Annotated in this window: 16 protein-coding genes; 9 read left to right on the top strand and 7 right to left on the bottom strand. The window is 43.3% G+C overall.

Annotated elements, in window-relative coordinates:
• Nucleotides 1-271: 271 nt before the first annotated feature.
• The 3 genes from AB6E08_RS13630 to AB6E08_RS13620 form a co-directional block, all read right to left on the bottom strand.
• The gene (locus AB6E08_RS13630; protein WP_372064674.1) at nt 272-1,060 is read right to left on the bottom strand and encodes a hypothetical protein; all 789 of its coding nucleotides are present in this window, start codon (nt 1,058-1,060) and stop codon (nt 272-274) included.
• Between the two features lie 197 nt (nt 1,061-1,257).
• On the bottom strand, nt 1,258-3,120 hold the full coding sequence (locus tag AB6E08_RS13625; RefSeq protein ID WP_371696217.1) for an ATP-dependent endonuclease: 1,863 nt from the start codon (nt 3,118-3,120) through the stop codon (nt 1,258-1,260).
• A 314-nt stretch (nt 3,121-3,434) separates the two neighbouring features.
• On the bottom strand, nt 3,435-4,277 hold the full coding sequence (locus tag AB6E08_RS13620; protein WP_372064672.1) for a GyrI-like domain-containing protein: 843 nt from the start codon (nt 4,275-4,277) through the stop codon (nt 3,435-3,437).
• Nucleotides 4,278-4,696: 419 nt separating this feature from the next.
• Here AB6E08_RS13620 and AB6E08_RS13615 point away from each other — a divergent pair, with 419 nt between their 5' ends.
• From AB6E08_RS13615 to phnE (AB6E08_RS13585), 7 genes are all read left to right on the top strand, one after another.
• Entirely contained in the window at nt 4,697-6,670 is a 1,974-nt protein-coding gene (locus AB6E08_RS13615; RefSeq protein ID WP_372064670.1) for an ATP-binding protein, read from the top strand.
• Nucleotides 6,667-8,019 (top strand): sigma-54-dependent transcriptional regulator, encoded by a 1,353-nt coding sequence (locus tag AB6E08_RS13610; RefSeq protein ID WP_372064668.1) that lies wholly within the window; start codon nt 6,667-6,669, stop codon nt 8,017-8,019. The genes AB6E08_RS13615 and AB6E08_RS13610 overlap by 4 nt, the downstream gene beginning before the upstream one ends.
• Nucleotides 8,020-8,294: 275 nt before the next feature.
• Nucleotides 8,295-9,515 carry a glycerophosphodiester phosphodiesterase family protein gene (locus AB6E08_RS13605; protein ID WP_009846256.1) on the top strand — a complete coding sequence of 407 codons (1,221 nt, stop codon included), beginning with the start codon at nt 8,295-8,297 and terminating at the stop codon, nt 9,513-9,515.
• Nucleotides 9,516-9,815: 300 nt separating this feature from the next.
• Nucleotides 9,816-10,856: a phosphate/phosphite/phosphonate ABC transporter substrate-binding protein gene (phnD, locus tag AB6E08_RS13600; protein WP_004732989.1), complete on the top strand. Its 1,041-nt coding sequence runs from the start codon at nt 9,816-9,818 to the stop codon at nt 10,854-10,856.
• Between the two features lie 127 nt (nt 10,857-10,983).
• Nucleotides 10,984-11,754 (top strand): phosphonate ABC transporter ATP-binding protein, encoded by a 771-nt coding sequence (gene phnC / locus AB6E08_RS13595; protein ID WP_004732991.1) that lies wholly within the window; start codon nt 10,984-10,986, stop codon nt 11,752-11,754.
• Nucleotides 11,742-12,566, top strand: a complete 825-nt coding sequence (phnE, locus tag AB6E08_RS13590) for a phosphonate ABC transporter, permease protein PhnE (protein WP_372064666.1) — start codon at nt 11,742-11,744, stop codon at nt 12,564-12,566. The genes phnC and phnE (AB6E08_RS13590) overlap by 13 nt, the downstream gene beginning before the upstream one ends.
• A complete protein-coding gene (phnE, locus tag AB6E08_RS13585) occupies nt 12,566-13,369 on the top strand; it encodes a phosphonate ABC transporter, permease protein PhnE (RefSeq protein WP_060981093.1) in 804 nt (267 codons plus the stop codon). The genes phnE (AB6E08_RS13590) and phnE (AB6E08_RS13585) overlap by 1 nt, the downstream gene beginning before the upstream one ends.
• A gap of 176 nt (nt 13,370-13,545) precedes the next feature.
• Here phnE (AB6E08_RS13585) and AB6E08_RS13580 read toward each other — a convergent pair whose 3' ends face one another.
• The 4 genes from AB6E08_RS13580 to glgC all read right to left on the bottom strand — a co-directional run bounded on the left by AB6E08_RS13580 (nt 13,546) and on the right by glgC (nt 16,887).
• On the bottom strand, nt 13,546-14,325 hold the full coding sequence (locus AB6E08_RS13580) for an HAD-IIB family hydrolase (protein WP_372064664.1): 780 nt from the start codon (nt 14,323-14,325) through the stop codon (nt 13,546-13,548).
• Nucleotides 14,326-14,434: 109 nt separating this feature from the next.
• On the bottom strand, nt 14,435-14,590 hold the full coding sequence (locus AB6E08_RS13575; RefSeq protein ID WP_004732998.1) for a DUF3012 domain-containing protein: 156 nt from the start codon (nt 14,588-14,590) through the stop codon (nt 14,435-14,437).
• Between the two features lie 277 nt (nt 14,591-14,867).
• The gene (gene hpf / locus AB6E08_RS13570; RefSeq protein ID WP_004733000.1) at nt 14,868-15,224 is read right to left on the bottom strand and encodes a ribosome hibernation-promoting factor, HPF/YfiA family; all 357 of its coding nucleotides are present in this window, start codon (nt 15,222-15,224) and stop codon (nt 14,868-14,870) included.
• 442 nt (nt 15,225-15,666) lie between these two features.
• Nucleotides 15,667-16,887 (bottom strand): glucose-1-phosphate adenylyltransferase, encoded by a 1,221-nt coding sequence (gene glgC / locus AB6E08_RS13565; RefSeq protein WP_032555176.1) that lies wholly within the window; start codon nt 16,885-16,887, stop codon nt 15,667-15,669.
• A 400-nt stretch (nt 16,888-17,287) separates the two neighbouring features.
• Between glgC and ompW the strand changes: the two genes are divergently transcribed.
• Together ompW and AB6E08_RS13555 are read left to right on the top strand one after the other, a co-directional pair.
• Entirely contained in the window at nt 17,288-17,935 is a 648-nt protein-coding gene (gene ompW, locus AB6E08_RS13560) for an outer membrane protein OmpW (RefSeq protein WP_012601085.1), read from the top strand.
• Between the two features lie 212 nt (nt 17,936-18,147).
• Nucleotides 18,148-19,080: a TAXI family TRAP transporter solute-binding subunit gene (locus tag AB6E08_RS13555; protein ID WP_017102057.1), complete on the top strand. Its 933-nt coding sequence runs from the start codon at nt 18,148-18,150 to the stop codon at nt 19,078-19,080.
• Nucleotides 19,081-19,099: the final 19 nt, after the last annotated feature.

Here is a 19,099-nt window from a genome sequence, read left to right as displayed (position 1 = left end):
AATGCTTTATTGATTTTATTGTTAATTTATAGACTCATCTAAGCGGAGAAGAGCCCTTGTTGTAGTGCAAATTCACATTAACATGTTTTAAGTGAGTATTTACTCTGAATCACAATGGGGCACTTTCGTGTTTGAAAGTGCAGTTTGAAAGTGCTGACTGTATCGGTTCTGGACAATTCTGTTTCAGTGACTTTACTAAATTAGTAAATCACCAATAACTAGAAGTATGGAAAAAGTCGCTTAGCTTAGTGTCTAGTCTCACTGGAGCAGATCACCATTTGTTGGCCGCTTTTTTAGAACTACGGATAAATTGAATATCCTGTCCATCATATAAAAGTGACACATGAACACGTTTGTCTTCAATGTTAAGAGAAAATGGGATCTTTGACTTGCCTAACGGGTCAAAAGTTTTTTTATCTTGCACGGTCGTAGTTTGGGAAACTTTGGGCTCATTTACTTGAGTCACCAGTTCCCCTAGCATTGTCCACGACTGAAGCCCGCTTGTAAGCGCAATTTCTACCTTAGGTCGAATTTTGTCTTCGGTCTTTCTTGCCAGCATAATAAGCTGATCTATATCATCCCCACTGCAAAATTTTTGCTTCAACAACTGATTTTTTAAAAGAAATCTAACAGAATATTCACTAGTCTTTGCTTGTACCCGAACACCCTCGCCATTAGCGAGTTTTACTTTTTTCTCTAAGATTAGCGGCTTCCAATAACTACTCATCCAATTAGCCGAAGCTGGCTTATTTTTCGAAACCTTGCGCTTAGTGGAAGTACGACGTTCAATTATACAAGGGTGTTTCGGCCATGGTGGTCCTAGCTCATCAAAATATACTTTTGCCCCATTTGGGTGCTCATAGTAAAAAACATTATCACCACAATTTGGACACTTTGCATTTGGAACCGTAAAGGCCTTATCTGAACTGTATTGTTTAGAATTAGATTTGAACCCTTTCGGCTGCTTAACACTTAACAATGTTGTAGCGTTTCTTTTTATTTTTCTATTCCCTGAAATTGGGCGCACAATCCCGTCAATAGTCACAAATGTAATCGACATAAAATTAACCTTACTAGCCTCTACAAACTTCCCTCACGACATGGTGTATTTTAAACTAATGCTCAAGGTACACTCTTGCTATCAATCAAAATATCTTTAAGTCGCTTTTGTCCCAAAGCATGGCGACATAACACGTCTCTTGCTCTAAAACGTTTCTGTCATATTAGAAAAAGTATGTCGAAGCCTTGAGTTTCTTATTAAGCTTTTGGCTTCAAGATACGTTCAATCTTACTTACTACATCCTCGCCTTTTTCAATGGTAATAGGAAATCCCCGAACATTTAAAATATTGCTTTTCAATGCAATTGAAAGTTGTTCGCCCTCTACCGTTAAATCAAAAAGTTCGGATTTTTCTCTTAGGATTGTTTTGCAAAGTATCTTCATTTCTTGAGTGTTAGAGCCTGCATTTAGCTTAGCTATAGCAGGTGCTGCTATTGATAGCAGCACATCTCTCAATGATTCGGCTTCATTGATTTTTTCACCTTGAGACGCAAACTTAATACACTTAGTTACTTCAGGTAGAACGACTTCTAACATTGAAGGATCCAAGCTATCCAAGTGTTCGATTTCATCCACAGCAGCGCTGGGTTTTCCCTCAGAAGTGAAGGTATCAGACGACTGATAATATGATTCAATTGCCCCTCTTCTTAGGATAAAACAACCCGCTAGTTCTAATAGCCCCAAGACAGCTTCCAAGCGGTTTCTAATTGTGACCCAAGATCTGTCAGCGTTTAAATCAGATAACGTACTTTCATCATGACTAAATAAAGCACAGAATACAGATCTTCGTTTTGCTTTAGTCTCTTCGCCTTCCCCTTTATTTACCCAATATGGGTGAGGAGTAGCTATATCCTTGATCTCTTCCCATTTGTTATTTGCCAATTGACAGAAATCATTAAAAGCAGCACTGGCAAGCGAAGCTGCAGAAGCAGCCCCAGACTCAGCGGCTTTTTGATCTGCGATTATACATCCGTTGAGATAATAGTTAGTTAATTCAAGGCCATCAGCAAAAGCATCAGCATCTGCTAAAACTACTGGAGTCTTTCCCATTAGTCTTATAAATTTTGACACTATAGGCATTTGACCTGTGCCAATCACTGGCAATAACTGAGAGCCAGATGCTTCCAAGTGAACCCCTAACTTTTGAGACAAAAAACTACAGATGAGGGCGTCTGAAGGCCCCTCAACTAATAGTGGCTTTTTACAAAATAGAGAAAGTTTATGTTCTTGTCCTAGGCGGGCAATTAATGCCTGTATTTTCTTGTTCTGAAGTTCGCCAGATTCTGGAGAGATTTGAACAGGTGCTGTATCTAAGTCATGGCAAAAGACTAGAGATAAAAGGTCGTCACATTTTAATATATTCAACATTTCTGTTGAATGAGTTGCCATAACTATTATCTTCTTAAAGCCTCCTTCAGAATAGTGGCCAGCAGCTGAAGCAATCTCATTAAGTAAAAATGCTTGTAACTGCGGATGCAGGGAGACTTCAGGTTCATCTAGCATCAAAGCGCCTACATCGTCATCATAAAGCGCTGATAATAAGCCAACTAAATGAAGTAACCCTGAAGCCTCTCGACCTGAAGAGTATGGCGCACCTTCCTTATCCAATCTTGCAAAAACAACCTTTAAAGTACCCGCATCCCATTCAATAATAAGATCTCTTTTGAATAACTTTTTAAGGCGCTCTTGCACTTTAACCAAAATATCAGCTCTCTCCGATAACGTTTGGAAGTCACCATTTAACGTTTCAATTTTATGACGCCTATCTACGTCACTTTTGTTACCAAAATTAGCACTTTCATATGATATCCGACCACCTCTGTGGCCGTCATAATCCGATCGACTATGTTCAAGCGTTCCCATTCTTCCTGCAGAAATAAATCTAACCTTCTTACCTTGAACATGCTGTGGTAGCGCATTTTTTATGGCTCTAAGCAGGTGTGTTTTACCACTTCCATTAGGTCCTATCAGTACTGTCAGTCCATTTCGAATGGTAATTTCACGATTAAAATTTCCATTGTGGCTCTGAATTGTAGTGTTTAACAATATAGGGAAAGACATATTATTCCTTTAAGGTATATAACAGTGCCTTTCTCAGAAGACATTGTTTTTATAATATTTAAAATATATGGGAACCATGACAGCAAAAGACTGTTCAATGGGCTTATTGTCCCTAGCACTCACAAATTACAGATCATGTCTGTATAGTTGCAAATGCTCAATTAGGCTCATAATCTGCTATTAGAAAATGTAGGTCAAGAACTGACGTGGGAAAGGGATCGGGAATCGACTGCTAAATTATTTCGGGGCAATAGTGAGCCAGCCGTGATTGACATGAATCATGTGATTGACTGACTCAAGGGAAGCTCTCTTAGTTACTTGATCGGAATATAGATTTCGGTTTTCAAATTCTCAGGTTTAGTTCGTCTTGGGTCTCGATTCAGGTACACCTCAAAGCATGGTTGGTCTCGCAGTTCAAACCCACTGTCTGGTAGCCATTTTAAGAGTAAATAGCTGTAAGCTTCAGAGAGTTTCTCGTAAGTACCTTTGTGCAAGGCCTTGGCATATTTGCCACCTAAGATTGTCTTGCGATCGATACCTTCAGGTAATTCCATTTCAGTAACGATCGTTGCACATGCGTCGTAGCGTATATTATCTACAAGGGTAATATTTGGGTCGTCATGGCTTATTCCTATCATTATTGTCTTGGGTTGAATCAAGCGATTAGAATAAACAAATGGCATCAGTTGCCCCCATGCGGTTGCAGCAGCATCACTGTATTTGCCACTACCTCTGGAATACAGGACTTCCGTAGACTTGCGATCGACAACGTTTATATTCATCTTTATGTCCTCAAAACTAGTGAGTTGTTGCCTTTTTAAGGCAGGAACTGTTTTTTGATGACGAATATACGATGGTGTACAAGAGAACTGCTTTCGTATCGCCTTATTAAAAGAAGCTTGGTTTTCATAGCCACAAGAAAAAGCAATTTCAGTCATGCTCTCAACCCCATAAATAATACTTCGAGCAGCCCTCTCTATAAGCAGGCGCTTACGCATCGCATATACCCCCTCGCCATAATAGGCGCGGAACAGGTGATGAAAATGGTATTTAGAGAAGTAAAACTTTGATAATAGCTCTTCTATTACCAGAGGCTGATCAAGGTGAGATTCTAAATACCTCACTACCTTCTCCAACCTGACATGATTGTTCTGCATTATTTATACATCCATCCTATTTCGACATAGGTAGTGTCCTACACTGCGAGACTCAATGATTTTCCATTATTGCTAATTTGTCTGAAAGTTTAGATTCAAGACCGTTTTGCAAATGATGAGCCCAATACGATCAATCTCTATGATAAATGATCAGACGTTATTGGAAGTGCTCAAACTAAAATGTCCTCCGACAGGGATTGATAAAGTAATCACGTTTCTGTCGGTGCGGTCACTTTCTATTATCGCAAAATAGACCACGTAAGCTTTATAAAATAATTGTTATGATATCTTATGTAAAATGTTAATGATTACTCTTCATTTAATAGTTTTACTAAAGCTATTAGATGTAAGATTAAATAGGTAAACCACCTAACTGATTGAATCATTGACGGATCCTGTTGATTTTATGATGAGAGAAGGTGGAGCGAGTGAGTAGTCATGTCTCCGAGGTGATAGAAAATAAAGACAGTTTTGAACGCCCGTTTTCGATCAAAATCCCGCGTCGTAAGTGGTTTGGTTGGAAGGGCATCGAGCTGCGTTTGGTGTTGGCATTGGCTATGTTATCGATGACCACCATCTTTCTGTCAGTTGTATCGAGCTTTACCTTTGACGATTTAAACCAACGCCTTGTCGAATTAAAAGAGAGTGAAATCCCCGCCTTAGATAACGCTGCACGCCTCAATGACATGGTGCGTGTGATTATCACGACCTCATCTCAACTCAGTGATGCTGAATCCAATTTAGAGCGTAAACAGGCGATGCTTAAAATTGAAGAGGCCATTTCAGTGATGAATAGCGTTATGGTTCAGTTTCCTGATTATCACGCCTATTTTAAAGATCTTATCGCCCAAGTTAATAATAGTCTGAGCCTGTTATATCAAAGTGAGATTGAGTCAGAACAACTCAATCAAGAACTTCGTAATTTGCTAGAAGGCTTTTATCCTCTATTGCAGCAAGCCAGTGACTCACTCGATAGTTTGCCTGACCCAGCCAAAGATCAAATCCAATATACTCAGTTGAAATCTCTGCTTTATTACCAATTAGGCTTGGTCGAAAAGCTGTATAACGACTCAAGCTTTAATGAGCTCGATTACACCAGCTACCGTCTAGAGCAAGTCGGGGAAGAGTGGTGGAAGTTCTGGGTCAGTGGTGATTTAAGAAGTGATTTTCCTAAATTAGATCATCAACTCACGGTGATTTATAACCTTGCCTCAAGTGATAGCAGCTTGTATGGGATGAAAAACAAAGCGCTCGATCATCTCTATCAAGAGCAATACTTCCTGCAAAACAGCCGTGAGCATTTGAATCAGTTAACCGTGCAGATCGAAAGCAACACCAGCAAGGTGAATGGCAATATTGACCAATCGATTCAGCAGGCGCAACACTCTTTGCAATCAAACCAACGTTTGTCACTTTTTCTCTCTCTTTTTAGTGTGTTAACTGCCGCAGCTATCTCATGGTTCTACGTACGTAAGAGTATTTTAGAAAGGCTTTTACAGCTCAAAGACAACATGTTTGCGATTTCTACCGGCCACTTAGATACCGAAGTGTCCATTCGAGGTAAAGACGAAGTGACACAAATGGCCAAGTACCTAAAGGTATTCCAGACCACGGCCAAAATTGTTAAGCAAACCAATCGAAAATTAGAGGCAGAGGTTGAAGAGCGCACCTTAGCCGAAGCCAAACTACGAGTTACTCAAGACGAGTTAATCCAAGCCGGAAAATTAGCCGCGCTAGGGCAATTGAGTGTCGGGATCACGCACGAGATCAATCAACCTCTGACGGCAGTAAACAGTCACGTCCGAAGCGCTCAGCTTTGGTTAGGTAAGCAAAGGCCAGACAGGGCAGAAGATAACCTGAAAAAGATAGAAACCCTGCTAGATAAAGTGGCGGCAATCACCCGTCACTTGAAAGCCTTCTCACGTAAGAGCGACGGAAAGATCGATAATGTGGAACTAGAGAAGGTGATTGGTGATGCGATTGACCTGTTTGAAACCAGACAGAGCGCTGTGTCGATTCAGTATTCGTCCCAAAGTAGCCAACTGGTTCGAGCTAACAGCATTCGCTTAGAACAGGTACTGGTGAATTTGATCAGCAATGCTCTGGATGCCGTTGAGCAAAGAGAGCAACCAGAGCTCAGAATCTTCACTCAAGAGCATTCGAATACCATTCAGATTTTGGTTATGGACAACGGATTAGGCATACCTAAAGAGGACATTCCACACCTGTTCGACCCATTTTATACGCGTAAGGTTACAGGCAAGGGGCTTGGACTCGGTTTGTCTATCGCATACAACATCATAAAAGACTTTGGCGGCTCGATTCACGTGGAATCGGTTGAACACCAAGGCACCACTTTTATCGTCACTCTACCAAAAGGCATAGCCTCATGACTGCAGAAAAACACATAGTTCTTATCGATGATGAAATCGATGTTGTTGAAGCCGTGAGCGAGATGTTGGAGCTAGAAGGGTTTAGCGTTACCACTTTTACCGACCCTAACCTTGGCCTTAAATCGCTCAAAGCAAACAGCCAGTCGGTTGTATTGTGTGATGTACGAATGCCACAGGTGGATGGGCTTACGTTACTGAGTTCAATTCAACATAGAGCCGCTAACGTTCCTGTATTGTTGATGAGTGGCCATGGCGATATTCCCATGGCGATAGAGGCAATGAAGCTAGGGGCGTTCGACTTTTTAGAAAAGCCACTGAATGCGAGTGAGTTGGTAGAGAAGCTCGATTTAGCGTTGGCACAGTCTCAGCACAATTGCCCAGCAGCTACAGACGGTGATGAGGAAGCTGAGTTACCGATTGAAACGGTGGTTATTGGCCAATCAAAAGCGATGGATACGATACGCAAGCAAGTGCTCGCACTGTCTCATACTGGTGTTGATACCATCATCAACGGCGAAACAGGAACGGGCAAAGAGGTGATTGCTCGCGCCTTGCATCAATTTAGCCGTCGTAAGGCGAAGCCCTTTATCGCGATCAACTGTGGCGGCATGACTGAAAGCATTATCGAAAGTGAGTTGTTTGGTCATGAAGCGGGTTCGTTTACCAGTGCCAACAAGAAGCGCATTGGAAAAATAGAACAAGCCAATGGCGGAACTCTGTTCCTTGATGAAATCGAAAGCATGCCAATTGCGGTGCAAATTAAACTGTTGCGCGTCATTCAAGAAAGAATGATTGAGCGCGTTGGTGGTAACGAGTTAATCCCGGTCGATATTGTGGTGGTAGCCGCCAGCAAAGCTGATCTTGCGAGCTTGAGTGAAACGGGGGAGTTCAGAGCCGATCTCTTCTATCGCCTCAATATTGCTAGCTTAAACCTTCCCGCATTGCGTCAACGCAAAGAAGACATTCAGGTGTTATTCCGCCATTTTGTGATCCAAGCGAGCCACAAGTACAAGACACGCCCATCAACGATTTACCCCGAACAGATACAGCAGCTATGTCGACACGAATGGCCGGGTAACGTGCGTGAGCTGCGTAATGTCGCTGATCGATTTGTGTTGGGTATCGTCGGCGATGGTTTCGATCTTCAATCGCCAATTTGTGAAGCGTCCGGAGAAGATTTCGCTTTTGAAAAGCAGATGGAGCAGTACGAAAGGAATGTACTGACTGAAGCGTTGATTGAGAGCGCAGGCAATATCAATGAGGTCTCTAGCAAGCTGAACCTACCACGCAAAACGCTTTATCGAAAAATGAAGAAACATCAATTGGATAAAGAGAGTTTCAAGGCCTAGTTGGTTCATTCATTCGCTTAGTAAAAGCAGAAGACAACAATGACCCATTTAACTTTTAGTCGAATGGCTAACCGTTTCAAGTGATTGTAATAAAAGGGCTTTAACATCTGGCACAAAGCGTGCAATCCCTACATTGTGGCGTCAGCCCACATGAGGTTATTCGATGTTGAGTCAAAAAACATATGACAGCTATCTATATATGACAGCTATCCAACACCGAATGATCGAATAAAGGAAGTTAGAAAAATAATTGCTTGTTGCAAGGAGATACAAACATGAAGCAAATACTGAAAGGTTCGATTGCTCTGATACTAGGTGTGAGCTCGATGACGGCATGGGCCGCAGCAGAATCAGCCGACTTAGGTCCTCGTCCCCTCTTTTTAGTGAACAATATGGATGAGAGCCCTTTGAAAACCAAGCTGTTGAGTTGCAGTGAAGGACCTTTTCATCGTAGTGATTTTTCTATTGGACATCGCGGAGCTGCGATGCAGTTTCCTGAACACACCAAGGAATCCTACTTAGCGGCGATTCAAATGGGCGCGGGTGTCGTGGAATGTGATGTGACTTTCACTAAAGACAAGGCGTTGGTATGTCGTCACTCGCAAAGTGATCTGCACACCACAACCGATGTTTTGGCGCATCCCGATCTCGCGAAGAAGTGTTCAACACCGTTCACGCCGGCTAACCCAGCGACAGGCGAAGATGCTCAGGTTGAGTGTCGTACCTCTGATTTCACGCTAGCGGAGTTTAAGACCCTGAAAGGGAAAATGGATGGTGCGAATCCAAAAGCAACCACGGTCGAAGAGTACATGAATGGCACACCCGGTTGGAGAACCGATCTTTACAGCCAAAGTGGCACACTGATGACACACGCAGAAAGTGCGGCATTGTTTAAAGAGCACGGCGTGAAGGTGACTCCTGAGCTAAAATCGGCGGCGGTAGAAATGCCTTTCAATGGTTTTAGCCAAGAGATGTACGCGCAGAAGCTGGTGGATGAACTGAAAGAGGCGGGCTTTGAGCCTTCAGAGACTTACTTGCAGTCATTCAACTTGGATGATGTTAAGTATTGGGTCAATGAGACACCTAAGTTCGGTAAGCAAGCCGTTTACCTTGACGATCGTGTCTATGAGCAAGCGGACTTTGTTGCGTCTGTGGAGAACATGAAAGAACTGCACGATGCGGGTGTGAATATCATCGCGCCACCTCTGTTTGCTTTGGTTGAGCTAGGTGAGAACAACGAATTGGTTGCGTCTAATTACGCGAAACTGGCAAAAGATGCTGAGCTTGAGATTATCGCATGGACACTGGAACGTTCAGGCCCGCTAGCGCAAGGTGGCGGTTGGTATTACCAAAGCGTGAAAGATGGCATCAACAATGATGGCGACATGATGAAAATGCTTGATGTACTGGCGCAAGATGTTGGTGTGATGGGCGTATTCAGTGATTGGCCTGCAACGGTAACTTACTACGCTAACTGTATGGACAGCGACGCTTAGGCTGTTGTGAGCTTCGCTCTACATCGCTAATTATAGCGTTTGTATAGAGAGCGCGTAGCCAAAGAATAATAAGAGAAAAAGCAGTGAACTAAAGGGCCTTCGGGCTCTTTTTTTACCACCGAAATTGACGGGACATAAATGACCCAAATAGACACTTCTTGGTTGGACAGTAATGACACAAAAGTAATTTTCCAATTTAGGGTTTGTTTTAAGTTATTGAAATTAAAGAAGTTGAAAGGTGGCACAAAGGCTGCAATAGCGAAGGTGACTTTCAACAATAAGTAAAAGTAAGGTTTGAATATGAAAATCAGTGTTAAAGGACTGTTAATCGCTAGCTCATTACTACTTCCTTCAATGGCTATGGCAAGCGACTGCTCTAGCCGTGGTGTGTTAGACGATCGATACTGTGATGAAAACCAAGATTTGGTCGCCGATTCACCGAAGAATCCAGATGAGTGGAATGACCCTAGTACGCTTGTGTTTACTTACACGCCAGTAGAAGACCCTGCGTTATACAAAGATGCATTCGCCGACTTCCAAGCTCACCTAAGTAAAATTACAGGTAAGCGAGTGATTTACTACACGGTGCACTCGAACTCTGCACAAGTAGAAGCGATGCGTTCTGGTCGACTGCATGTTGCTGGTTTTTCTACGGGCCCAACAGGCTACGCAGTTAACCTCGCGGGTTACGTTCCAATCGCTGTGAAGGGCGATGAGTCTGGCTTCCAGGGCTACAACTTAATCACGATTGTGCGTAAAGACAGCGGCATTAACAAAATGTCTGATCTGAAAGGTAAAAAGGTTGCACACACTTCTGCATCTTCCAACTCTGGCAACCTCGCTCCTCGTGCGTTATTCCCAGCGAAAGGCCTAGTGCCAGATGAAGATTACAAAGTGCTTTACTCAGGTAAGCATGACCAATCGATTCTAGGCGTCTTCAATGGAGATTATGACGCAGCACCTGTGGCATCGGACGTGTACGATCGTATGGTAGCAGCAGGTCGTGTTGACGATTCTGAACTGAAGATCATCTACCGTAGCCCACGCTTCCCAACGTCTGCATTTGGCTATGCTTACAACCTAAAACCAGAGCTAGTTGAGAAGATCAACGAGGCTTTCTTTAGCTACCGCTTTACACCAGAAATGAGCGCATCGTTTAAAGGTGCCGATCGTTTCTCGCCAATCAGCTACAAAGAAGAGTGGGATGTGATTCGTGATATCGCTCATGCGACAGGTACGGCTTACACCAAAACTGGCTTGAAGAAATTGGCTGAAAAAGATGCGGCTAAACGCGCAAAGAAAAAAGCCGCTGAGTTAGCAAAGCAAGCAAACAACGGCTAATTCTTTTTTATTAGAAGACTAAGTTTTCGAAAGGCTTAGTTCTTTAAAAACACCTACTTCAACTAAATATCTATGCCCTCGCGGGTAGGGCATAGATCATTCTAAAATTCGCACAAGGAAATGCAGTATGGCCGTAGCAAGCTATGAAGGAATAAAGATAAACAACCTTTTCCACGAATATGTGGCAGGCAAGCCAATCCTTAAAGGCATTAATATTGATATTGATGAGCCAGGCATCATCGCGATCATTGGTCCATCTGGTACCGGTAAAAGTACGCTTCTGCGCTGCATCAACCGACTCAACGATCCAAGCCAAGGCGAAATCATTTTTGATGGCGCAGACCTAACTCAATTAAAAGGCCAAGCGCTACGTAAACAACGTCGACACATCGGCATGGTGTTTCAAGAATATAACCTCGTGGAACGTTTAACGGTTATCGAGAACGTGTTGAGTGGCCGTTTGGGTTACATGACCGCTTGGAATGCATGGCGTCGCAACTACTCTGCGCAAGACCTAGCAAAAGCGTTCGAGTTACTTGAATTTGTTGGCCTGCAAGACTTTGCTAACCAACGTGCCGACAGTTTATCGGGCGGCCAAAGACAGCGTGTCGGTATCGCTCGCGCAGTCATGCAAGACCCATATATCTTATTGGCGGATGAACCAACGTCATCACTCGACCCGAAAACCGCGGTTGAGATCATGGAGTTGATGGAAACATTCGCAGAACAGAAAAACATCCCAGTGTTGGTGAATATCCACGATGTGAACTTAGCCAAGCGTTATGCCAAGCGCATCATCGGCATGTGTAATGGCAAGGTGCATTACGATGGCAGCCCTGAAGGTATTTCAGAAGAAGACCTAAAAATCATTTATGGGGGTGAGTCATGGCTGGATTAAACCCAAGCTCGTCGCCAAGCGTTTCATCAAGCACATCGCCAGCGAAGCATGAAAATCCGTTCAAAACCTCATGGATTAACCGTGCAATTATCGCTGCAATCATTGGCTACCTGTTTTACAGTTTCTCGACGTTAGGGCTGACCTTTGATCGTTTGGTCATCGGTTTTGGTGAAAGTGAGCGGTTACTATCAAGAATGTTTCCGCCTGATTTTTCGCGTACTAACCTTTTATTGAGCGGTTTAGCGGAAAGCTTACAGATTGCGATTATCTCAAGCTTCTTCGGGATCATCATTTCACTGTTTCTTGGCTTACTGGCCGCACGAAACATGATGCCTTCAATCGTATCGACGCCAATACGTTGTTTCATCGCACTATGTCGCTCTTTTCACCCGGTGATTATCGCAATCCTATTTGTGAAAGCGGTGGGCTTCGGTGCCCTTGCTGGGATCCTGACTTTGGTATTCGCATCGATTGGTTTTATTGCCAAGCTTTTCGCTGAAGCCATTGAAGAGATCTCTTTTAAACCGGTTGAAGCGATTAAAGCAACCGGTGCCAGTTTTATCAGCGTCATTTTGTATGCGGTAATGCCTCAAGTATTTACTCGTTTTATTGGCTTTGCTAGCTACCAGTTGGATTCAAATCTACGTAACTCAACCATGGTTGGCATTGTGGGTGCAGGCGGCCTTGGCGGCACGTTATTTTCGGCATTCCAACGCTTTGATTACGACTTCGTCGCCGCTATTTTGATCACCATCATCGCATTGATTCTTGTGGGTGAATTTCTTTCCAATATTGTTAGGAGAATCTTCTAATGACAACTGCATCTATCGATAAAGAGTGGCAGCGCTTTACACCCAACGAACGCGTGGCTCGATTTGCCGTTTACCTTAGCTTAGTGTGTGCGATTGTTTGGTCTTGGCAGACGGTTGAAGTGATTCCTGAGTTTCTATACGACGCGCCAGCGCAGTTTGCCGACATGTTCGAGCGTATGGTGCCAATGGATTACGCGTTCTATCCTGAGTCGATTCACGCAGCGATGATTGAGACACTGCACATCGCGACGTTAGGTACCTTGTTTACCTTGGTATTTGCGATTCCATTGGCGTTATTGAACGCGCCAAATATCACACCTAATAAAGCGCTGAACTGGGTGGCTCAATTCTTTCTGGTGTCTTCACGTTCTGTGAACTCATTGGTTTGGGCTTTGTTGTTTATCGCACTATTTGGCCCCGGTGTTCTCGCAGGCATTATGGCAATTGCCATTCGTAGTATCGGCTTTGTAGGGAAGCTGTTAGCGGAAGCGATTGCCGAAGTGAACATGGGGCCTATCGAAGCTCTGCGCGCAACCGGCGCTTCTTGGATGAGCATCTTGCTTAAAGGGTATTGGCCACAAGTGATGCCCGCATTCTATTCCATCGTATTGTTCCGTTGGGACATCAATGTGCGTGAATCTGCGGTATTGGGGTTAGTGGGCGCTGGTGGTATTGGCGTAGTGCTCAACGATGCGCAGAACCTTTTCGAGTGGCAAAAAGTATCAATGGTGTTGGTGAGTATTTTTGCAGTGGTTATCGTTGCAGAAGCAGTGGTGATCCACATCCGTAACAAACTCATATAAACATATGGTGCAATGCAGCGTGTTTTGTGTGATGTGTCAAAGTTAAGAGCTTATCTAGCATTTTGAAGCTCAAACGACCCTAGGTACTTCGGTCTACCTAGCGGTCGTTTTTTTATGTCTATTGAGTGACCTAAGACCTTGTTAGAAGTAGAAGGGCGTGACTCGTTTTTAAGTGTCTAGCTTTTAACTGCCAGCAGCGCATCCACAAATTCTGCAAACCCATAGCCACCCGGCTGCGACATCACCTTACTTGGATGATGCTCTAACTTATCCCAATAATGCTTAATGTTTGCCACGCCAACGGTGAGTGGTAGTGATTCGAACATCTGTTGATCGTTCATTGAATCGCCGACATAGCAGGCTTGATTGTGGATTTTCTCAAGCGATAAGCCTTTATCAGCCAGGAAACGGTGCACGGCGTTTTTCTTTGAGTGCTCGCCATACCAAGCATTGATATGAATCGAACTTGCCGTCGCGTGTGCCCCTAAAGCGTGTATTCTTTCGAGTACGGCTTGAACAGTTTCAGGATCAACAGGCTTACGGTTTTGGCCGATATCAATCGCGACCTCACACAAGCGGTAAGATTGATCCAAAGTTAGCGATAGGTCGGGGTAACTTAACAAGATCGCTTCAACTTCTTGTTTTAGCTTTGCTTGGTTCTTACGCACTTGTTCTAGCGGTGTTTCAGATGAGAGTTGTAATGCACCATCTTGCTTCTCTAGTAAGAAGGCGCCGTTCTCTCCAAGCACGGCATCGACAGGCCAAAGCTGCGCAATATGGTCACACCAACCAGCACAGGCTCCCGTTACAGCGACCACTTTGATTCCATTGTCTCTCAGCTTTTGTAACGCAATCAGGGTTTCTGGAGGGAGTGAACCTTGCCAAGTGAGCGTGTCATCGACGTCGGTTAATACCCAGTTGATGTGTTGCCAGTCATTACCTAGTTGGTGTTCCATCCTCAAACTCACTTATTCGGGTTTATTGTGTTGCGTGGAGTGCTCAGTTCGTGGTTAAACGTCTTTCACTCAGTGTTACTAAGTGTCGTTAATTAACGCTTAACCGTGTTTAAAAAACACAATGTTTAGCAAAATCACCGGCTTCATTGGCAGTCCAGTCGCCTTTCGGTTTTTCTTTCATATCTGTACACCAAGCTTCACTGCCCACTTCTGTACAAGCCATGAGTTGAGTCGCTAGAAATAGAATTAGCGCGATTTTTTTCATAATAAACATTCCTTTATTCTCTAAATTTCTGCTTATAACTGTACCAAATACGACTAGCGATTGTTATAGCAGTCAGTGACATAAGTTTGTTAAAAACGATATAGAGTTGGGCTTGGTTCTAAGATGGGAAGTGAAGAGGTTAGGCCGTCGCGATAGGAAAAATCGAAGTGATAGATTGATAAAGAGATTGAAGGGGAATCGAAAAAGCCAGCAACATGTGCTGGCTTTGAAATTCTTGTGCGCTTCTGTTCGTTAGTGCGCTTTAACTACTTATGAGTTATACCAGTTTCATCTCTTGGATGATGTCCGAAGCGATTTCTGGCTTCGTGCTCGTTGGCTTCTCGTGTAGGTCTGCTTTCAATTGTCCCTTACGGTTACTTAGGCCTGCTTCAAGTTTCTTGAGTGCTGCAGCGATAGCTGGGTACATAACATCGTCTGTAGATTTTGCTGTTACTCGTACACCTTCGTAGTTGGTGAATACTTCTACCTGATGTTGACCGTGTTCTTTAGTAATGATGATGTCGCAACTGATCAGTGATGGGAAATGGTTCGATATCTTCTCGAATTTACTTTCGATGTCTTTGCGTGACTCGTCGTTAATTGATACGTGATGTGTTTGAACATTTATTTTCATAAATCATACCTTTCCAATGACTGTGTCATTTAAACGTAGCAAACATCGGTGAGTTTAACCAACTGCGAAATAGCACATGTGTGATTCACTTCAGTGTTATCAAATAATCTCCCATTACTCCCTTGAAAGTCCGATGAACTGGTCGCATATTATGTTTCGTGAATTTCAAACGTGTTTAAAAATCCCTCACTCGCGAAGCATTCCTCTAATCTACCTTGCCAGCCTAGGTTTTATCGCCTTAACCAAACGTCAGCTCAAATACTTATTCTAGTTTAAGTTTTGTAAATCATTGCTAGTTTGATGCCGATAATGCTTTCTTTTTAAATCACTGCAGTTGATATAAAAAGTGTGGTTTATATAAAAAAGCAAAGCTCCGTGAATGCGACTATTGAATAAGGCAACTCTTGGCTGCCCTTATAGCGCCATCTGGTTTTAGCGATAGCTATTCTTCAAATTGGTAAGAAGAGGGCACCACAATGACGCCTTGTTTCGATATGTGAAAGCGTTTAGCGTCGGCAAGGTTATCAATACCGATTTGGGTGCCATCTGGCACTTTGACGTTCTTATCTATGATGCAGTTTTGTATGTGGCAATTTTTCCCAATCTCAACATCTTCAAACAGAATACTATCAATCACAATCGCGGCATTACTGACTTTCACTTTCGGGAAGAAGATAGAGTTTTGCGCAGAGCCACCTTCGATCACTACGCCATTCGCTATCATCGAGTTGATGAATATTCCTTGGTTTCCTTCTACAGAAGCAATGGTGCGTGCAGGTGGCAGTTGCGGCTCGTAGGTGCGAATCGCCCAATCTGGTTGGTATAAATCTATAGGTGAGGCTGGCTTTAACAGATCCATATTGGACTGGTAGTAAGAGTCGATAGTACCGACATCTCTCCAGTACGCATCTTGGGTCACTCGGCCTTCTTCGTCGCCAAACTTATACGCGTAAACACTGTTGTTGCCGACCAATTTAGGAATAATGTCTTTACCGAAATCATGGCTTGAATTCGGATCTTCGGCATCCGCCAGTAGCGCTTGTGTTAACACCTCTTTATCAAAGACGTAAATACCCATTGAAGCCATGCTTCGAGTCGGCCTACCGGGGACACATGCAGGGTAACGTGGCTTTTCGGTAAAGTTATTGATCTCTAGAGATTCATCTATCTCCATCACACCAAATTCTTTGGCTTCATCAATCGAAACCTCCATGCACGCTACGGTTAGATCGGCCTCGTTCTTTTTATGTTGCTTGAGCATTGGCGCGTAATCCATGCGATAGATATGGTCGCCTGATAACACCACTACATGCTTAGCTTCGCTACGAGAAAGCAGATACAAGTTTTGATAAATCGCATCGGCAGTACCGCTATACCAACTATCACCTGTACGCATTTGTGGGGGGACATTGGTGATGTATTCGCCGAGCTCGGGGTTGAGCACCGACCAACCATCTCTTAAATGTTTTTGTAAAGAGTGAGACTTGTACTGAGTCAGCACCAAAATTTGGCGCAGCCCAGAGTGTAAGCAGTTCGCGAGCGTGAAATCGATGATTCGATATTTACCGCCAAAAGGTACCGCAGGTTTTGCACGGTTATCGGTAAGGGGAGAAAGCCGAGAGCCTACACCGCCGGCCAGAACGATTGTAAGAGTGTCTTGCATGGTCAGAACCTCAATGTATTTATGATTATGAACATAGACTTGCAAGCGTTGAGCCAAATGTAACTCATTGAATATTAAACGAGATGAGAATGAATTCTGCGAGATTGCACCAAGTTGATGCGTACGAGGTGTTGGCTTGCTCTATTTTGATCCAAATAGACCCGGGCAAGGTGAAGGGGTTAAATTAACAAAATGACGCACGGGAAAGTTGCATTACAAAACTGTCAATAAAATGAAGCGATAAAGTGATCAAGTCGATGCAAATTTACATAAGTTCTCACAAGTTTTCACAAATTGATTTCCATCAATAAAGTAGGGTTATTATATGCTACCTTGCACGCAAAATAAGAAATGATTACTCATTCACCAATAACGATTAAGCCCTCAAAAGGAAATTATAATGAAAAAAACAGTATGTGGTATTGCGGTTGTTGCGGCTCTTATGTCAACTAGTGCTTTTGCTCATAAAGAAGGTGATTTCATCATCCGTGCTGGTGCCGCAATAGTGTCTCCTAACGATAGCAGTGGAGATGTTTTGGAGACATCGGGTTCAAAATTTGGTGTGGATTCAAACACCCAACTTGGATTGACATTTGGCTACATGTTTACAGACAACATCAGTCTCGAGATTCTTGCAGCGACGCCGTTCTCCCATACAATTTCTACAAACCATGGTGGTTTAGGTGATATCGCCGAGACAAAACATTTACCACCAACGTTGATGGTTCAGTACTACTTCGGCGAAGCAAACAGCAAGTTCCGTCCTTACGTAGGTGCTGGTATTAACTACACCGTATTCTTTGACGAAGAGCTTAATGGTGCAGCTAAAGATGCTGGTTTAAGTGACTTGTCTCTTGATGATTCGTGGGGACTGGCTGCGAATGTTGGCATGGATTACATGATCAACGACGACTGGTTTTTAAACGCATCCGTCTGGTACGCAGACATCGATACTACAGCCAAGTACAAGGCTGGTGGGAAACAGTACTCAACAGACGTTGATATTGATCCATGGGTATTCATGATCGGTGGTGGTTACAACTTCTAATCAACATCTTTAGTTTGTTAAAAGCGCTCAAGCTCCAGCCAGCTTGGGCGCTTTTTTATTGATAAGTGATCAATTTAACACTTGCTTCACAATTGCATAGTATTTAATTGCACAATATTCGATCGCATGTAATGTTTGAACGGCTCAAAAAACGAACAGAAAATAAAGCCTGTAGTTAGGTGTATATCTAATTACGGTTAATAATCAAGGAGATGATTGTGCTTAAACGTAACTTATTAGTAGCTTTACTCGCGATTCTGCCTACGATGGCAAGTGCAGAAAACTATTCAATCGGTACAGGCGGTCAAAGTGGTATCTATTACCCATTTGGTGGCGCATTAGCTAAAGTCTGGTCTGAAAACGTACCGGATGTGAATGCAAAAGCAGAAGTGACAGCAGCGTCAGTCGAGAACACCATCAAGGTTGTACGTGGCGATATGATCGCCGGGATTGCAATGGGTAACGTGGTTCTGGATGCCTACAATGGCGAAGGTAAATTTCCTAAGAAAATGCCAGTGAAAACGCTGTTTGCTCTATATCCAAATCTAGTTCATACCATCACTCTTAAAAACTCTGGTATTGATTCATTATCGCAACTCAAAGGTAAACGTGTTTCCCTTGGGGCCCCTGCTAGTGGTACGGCAGTAACATCTGCAGCACTACTTGAGTCGATGGGTATTGATGTGAAAAAAGATATTGATGCGGTTTACCTTAATTACTCAGAAACCACTAATGCTTTGGCGAATGGTCAAATCGATGTGGGTTTCATTGTTGGTGGTCAAGGTGTTGGCGCGGTAACACAGATTGCGTTAACTCACGACGTTAAGGTGATTTCTATCTCTGAAGAAGAGAGTGCTAACTTCATGAGACAATATCCAGCCTACAGTGCTTACGACATTCCAGCAGGTGTTTACAATAAGGTTGATCCAGTATCGACACTTAGTGTGTGGAACGTATTGGTGGTTAATGCCAACATGAGTGATGACATGGCTTACAATCTGACTAAAGCCGCTTTTGAGAACATCGGTGATATTCGTAAAGTCGTGAAAATGGCTGAAATGACCACACCAGAGAATGCTTCTCGACTGCAAGGCGTACCGATTCATGCTGGTGCTCAGAAGTACCTAGATTCGGTAAGCAAGTAACATCTCTACCTCAGGGCAA

Origin of the sequence: Vibrio sp. 10N.247.310.24, from assembly GCF_041467175.1 — a bacterium.
In the GTDB taxonomy this organism is placed as follows: domain Bacteria; phylum Pseudomonadota; class Gammaproteobacteria; order Enterobacterales; family Vibrionaceae; genus Vibrio; species Vibrio tasmaniensis_A.
This window is presented reverse-complemented; position numbering and strand designations above follow the sequence as displayed.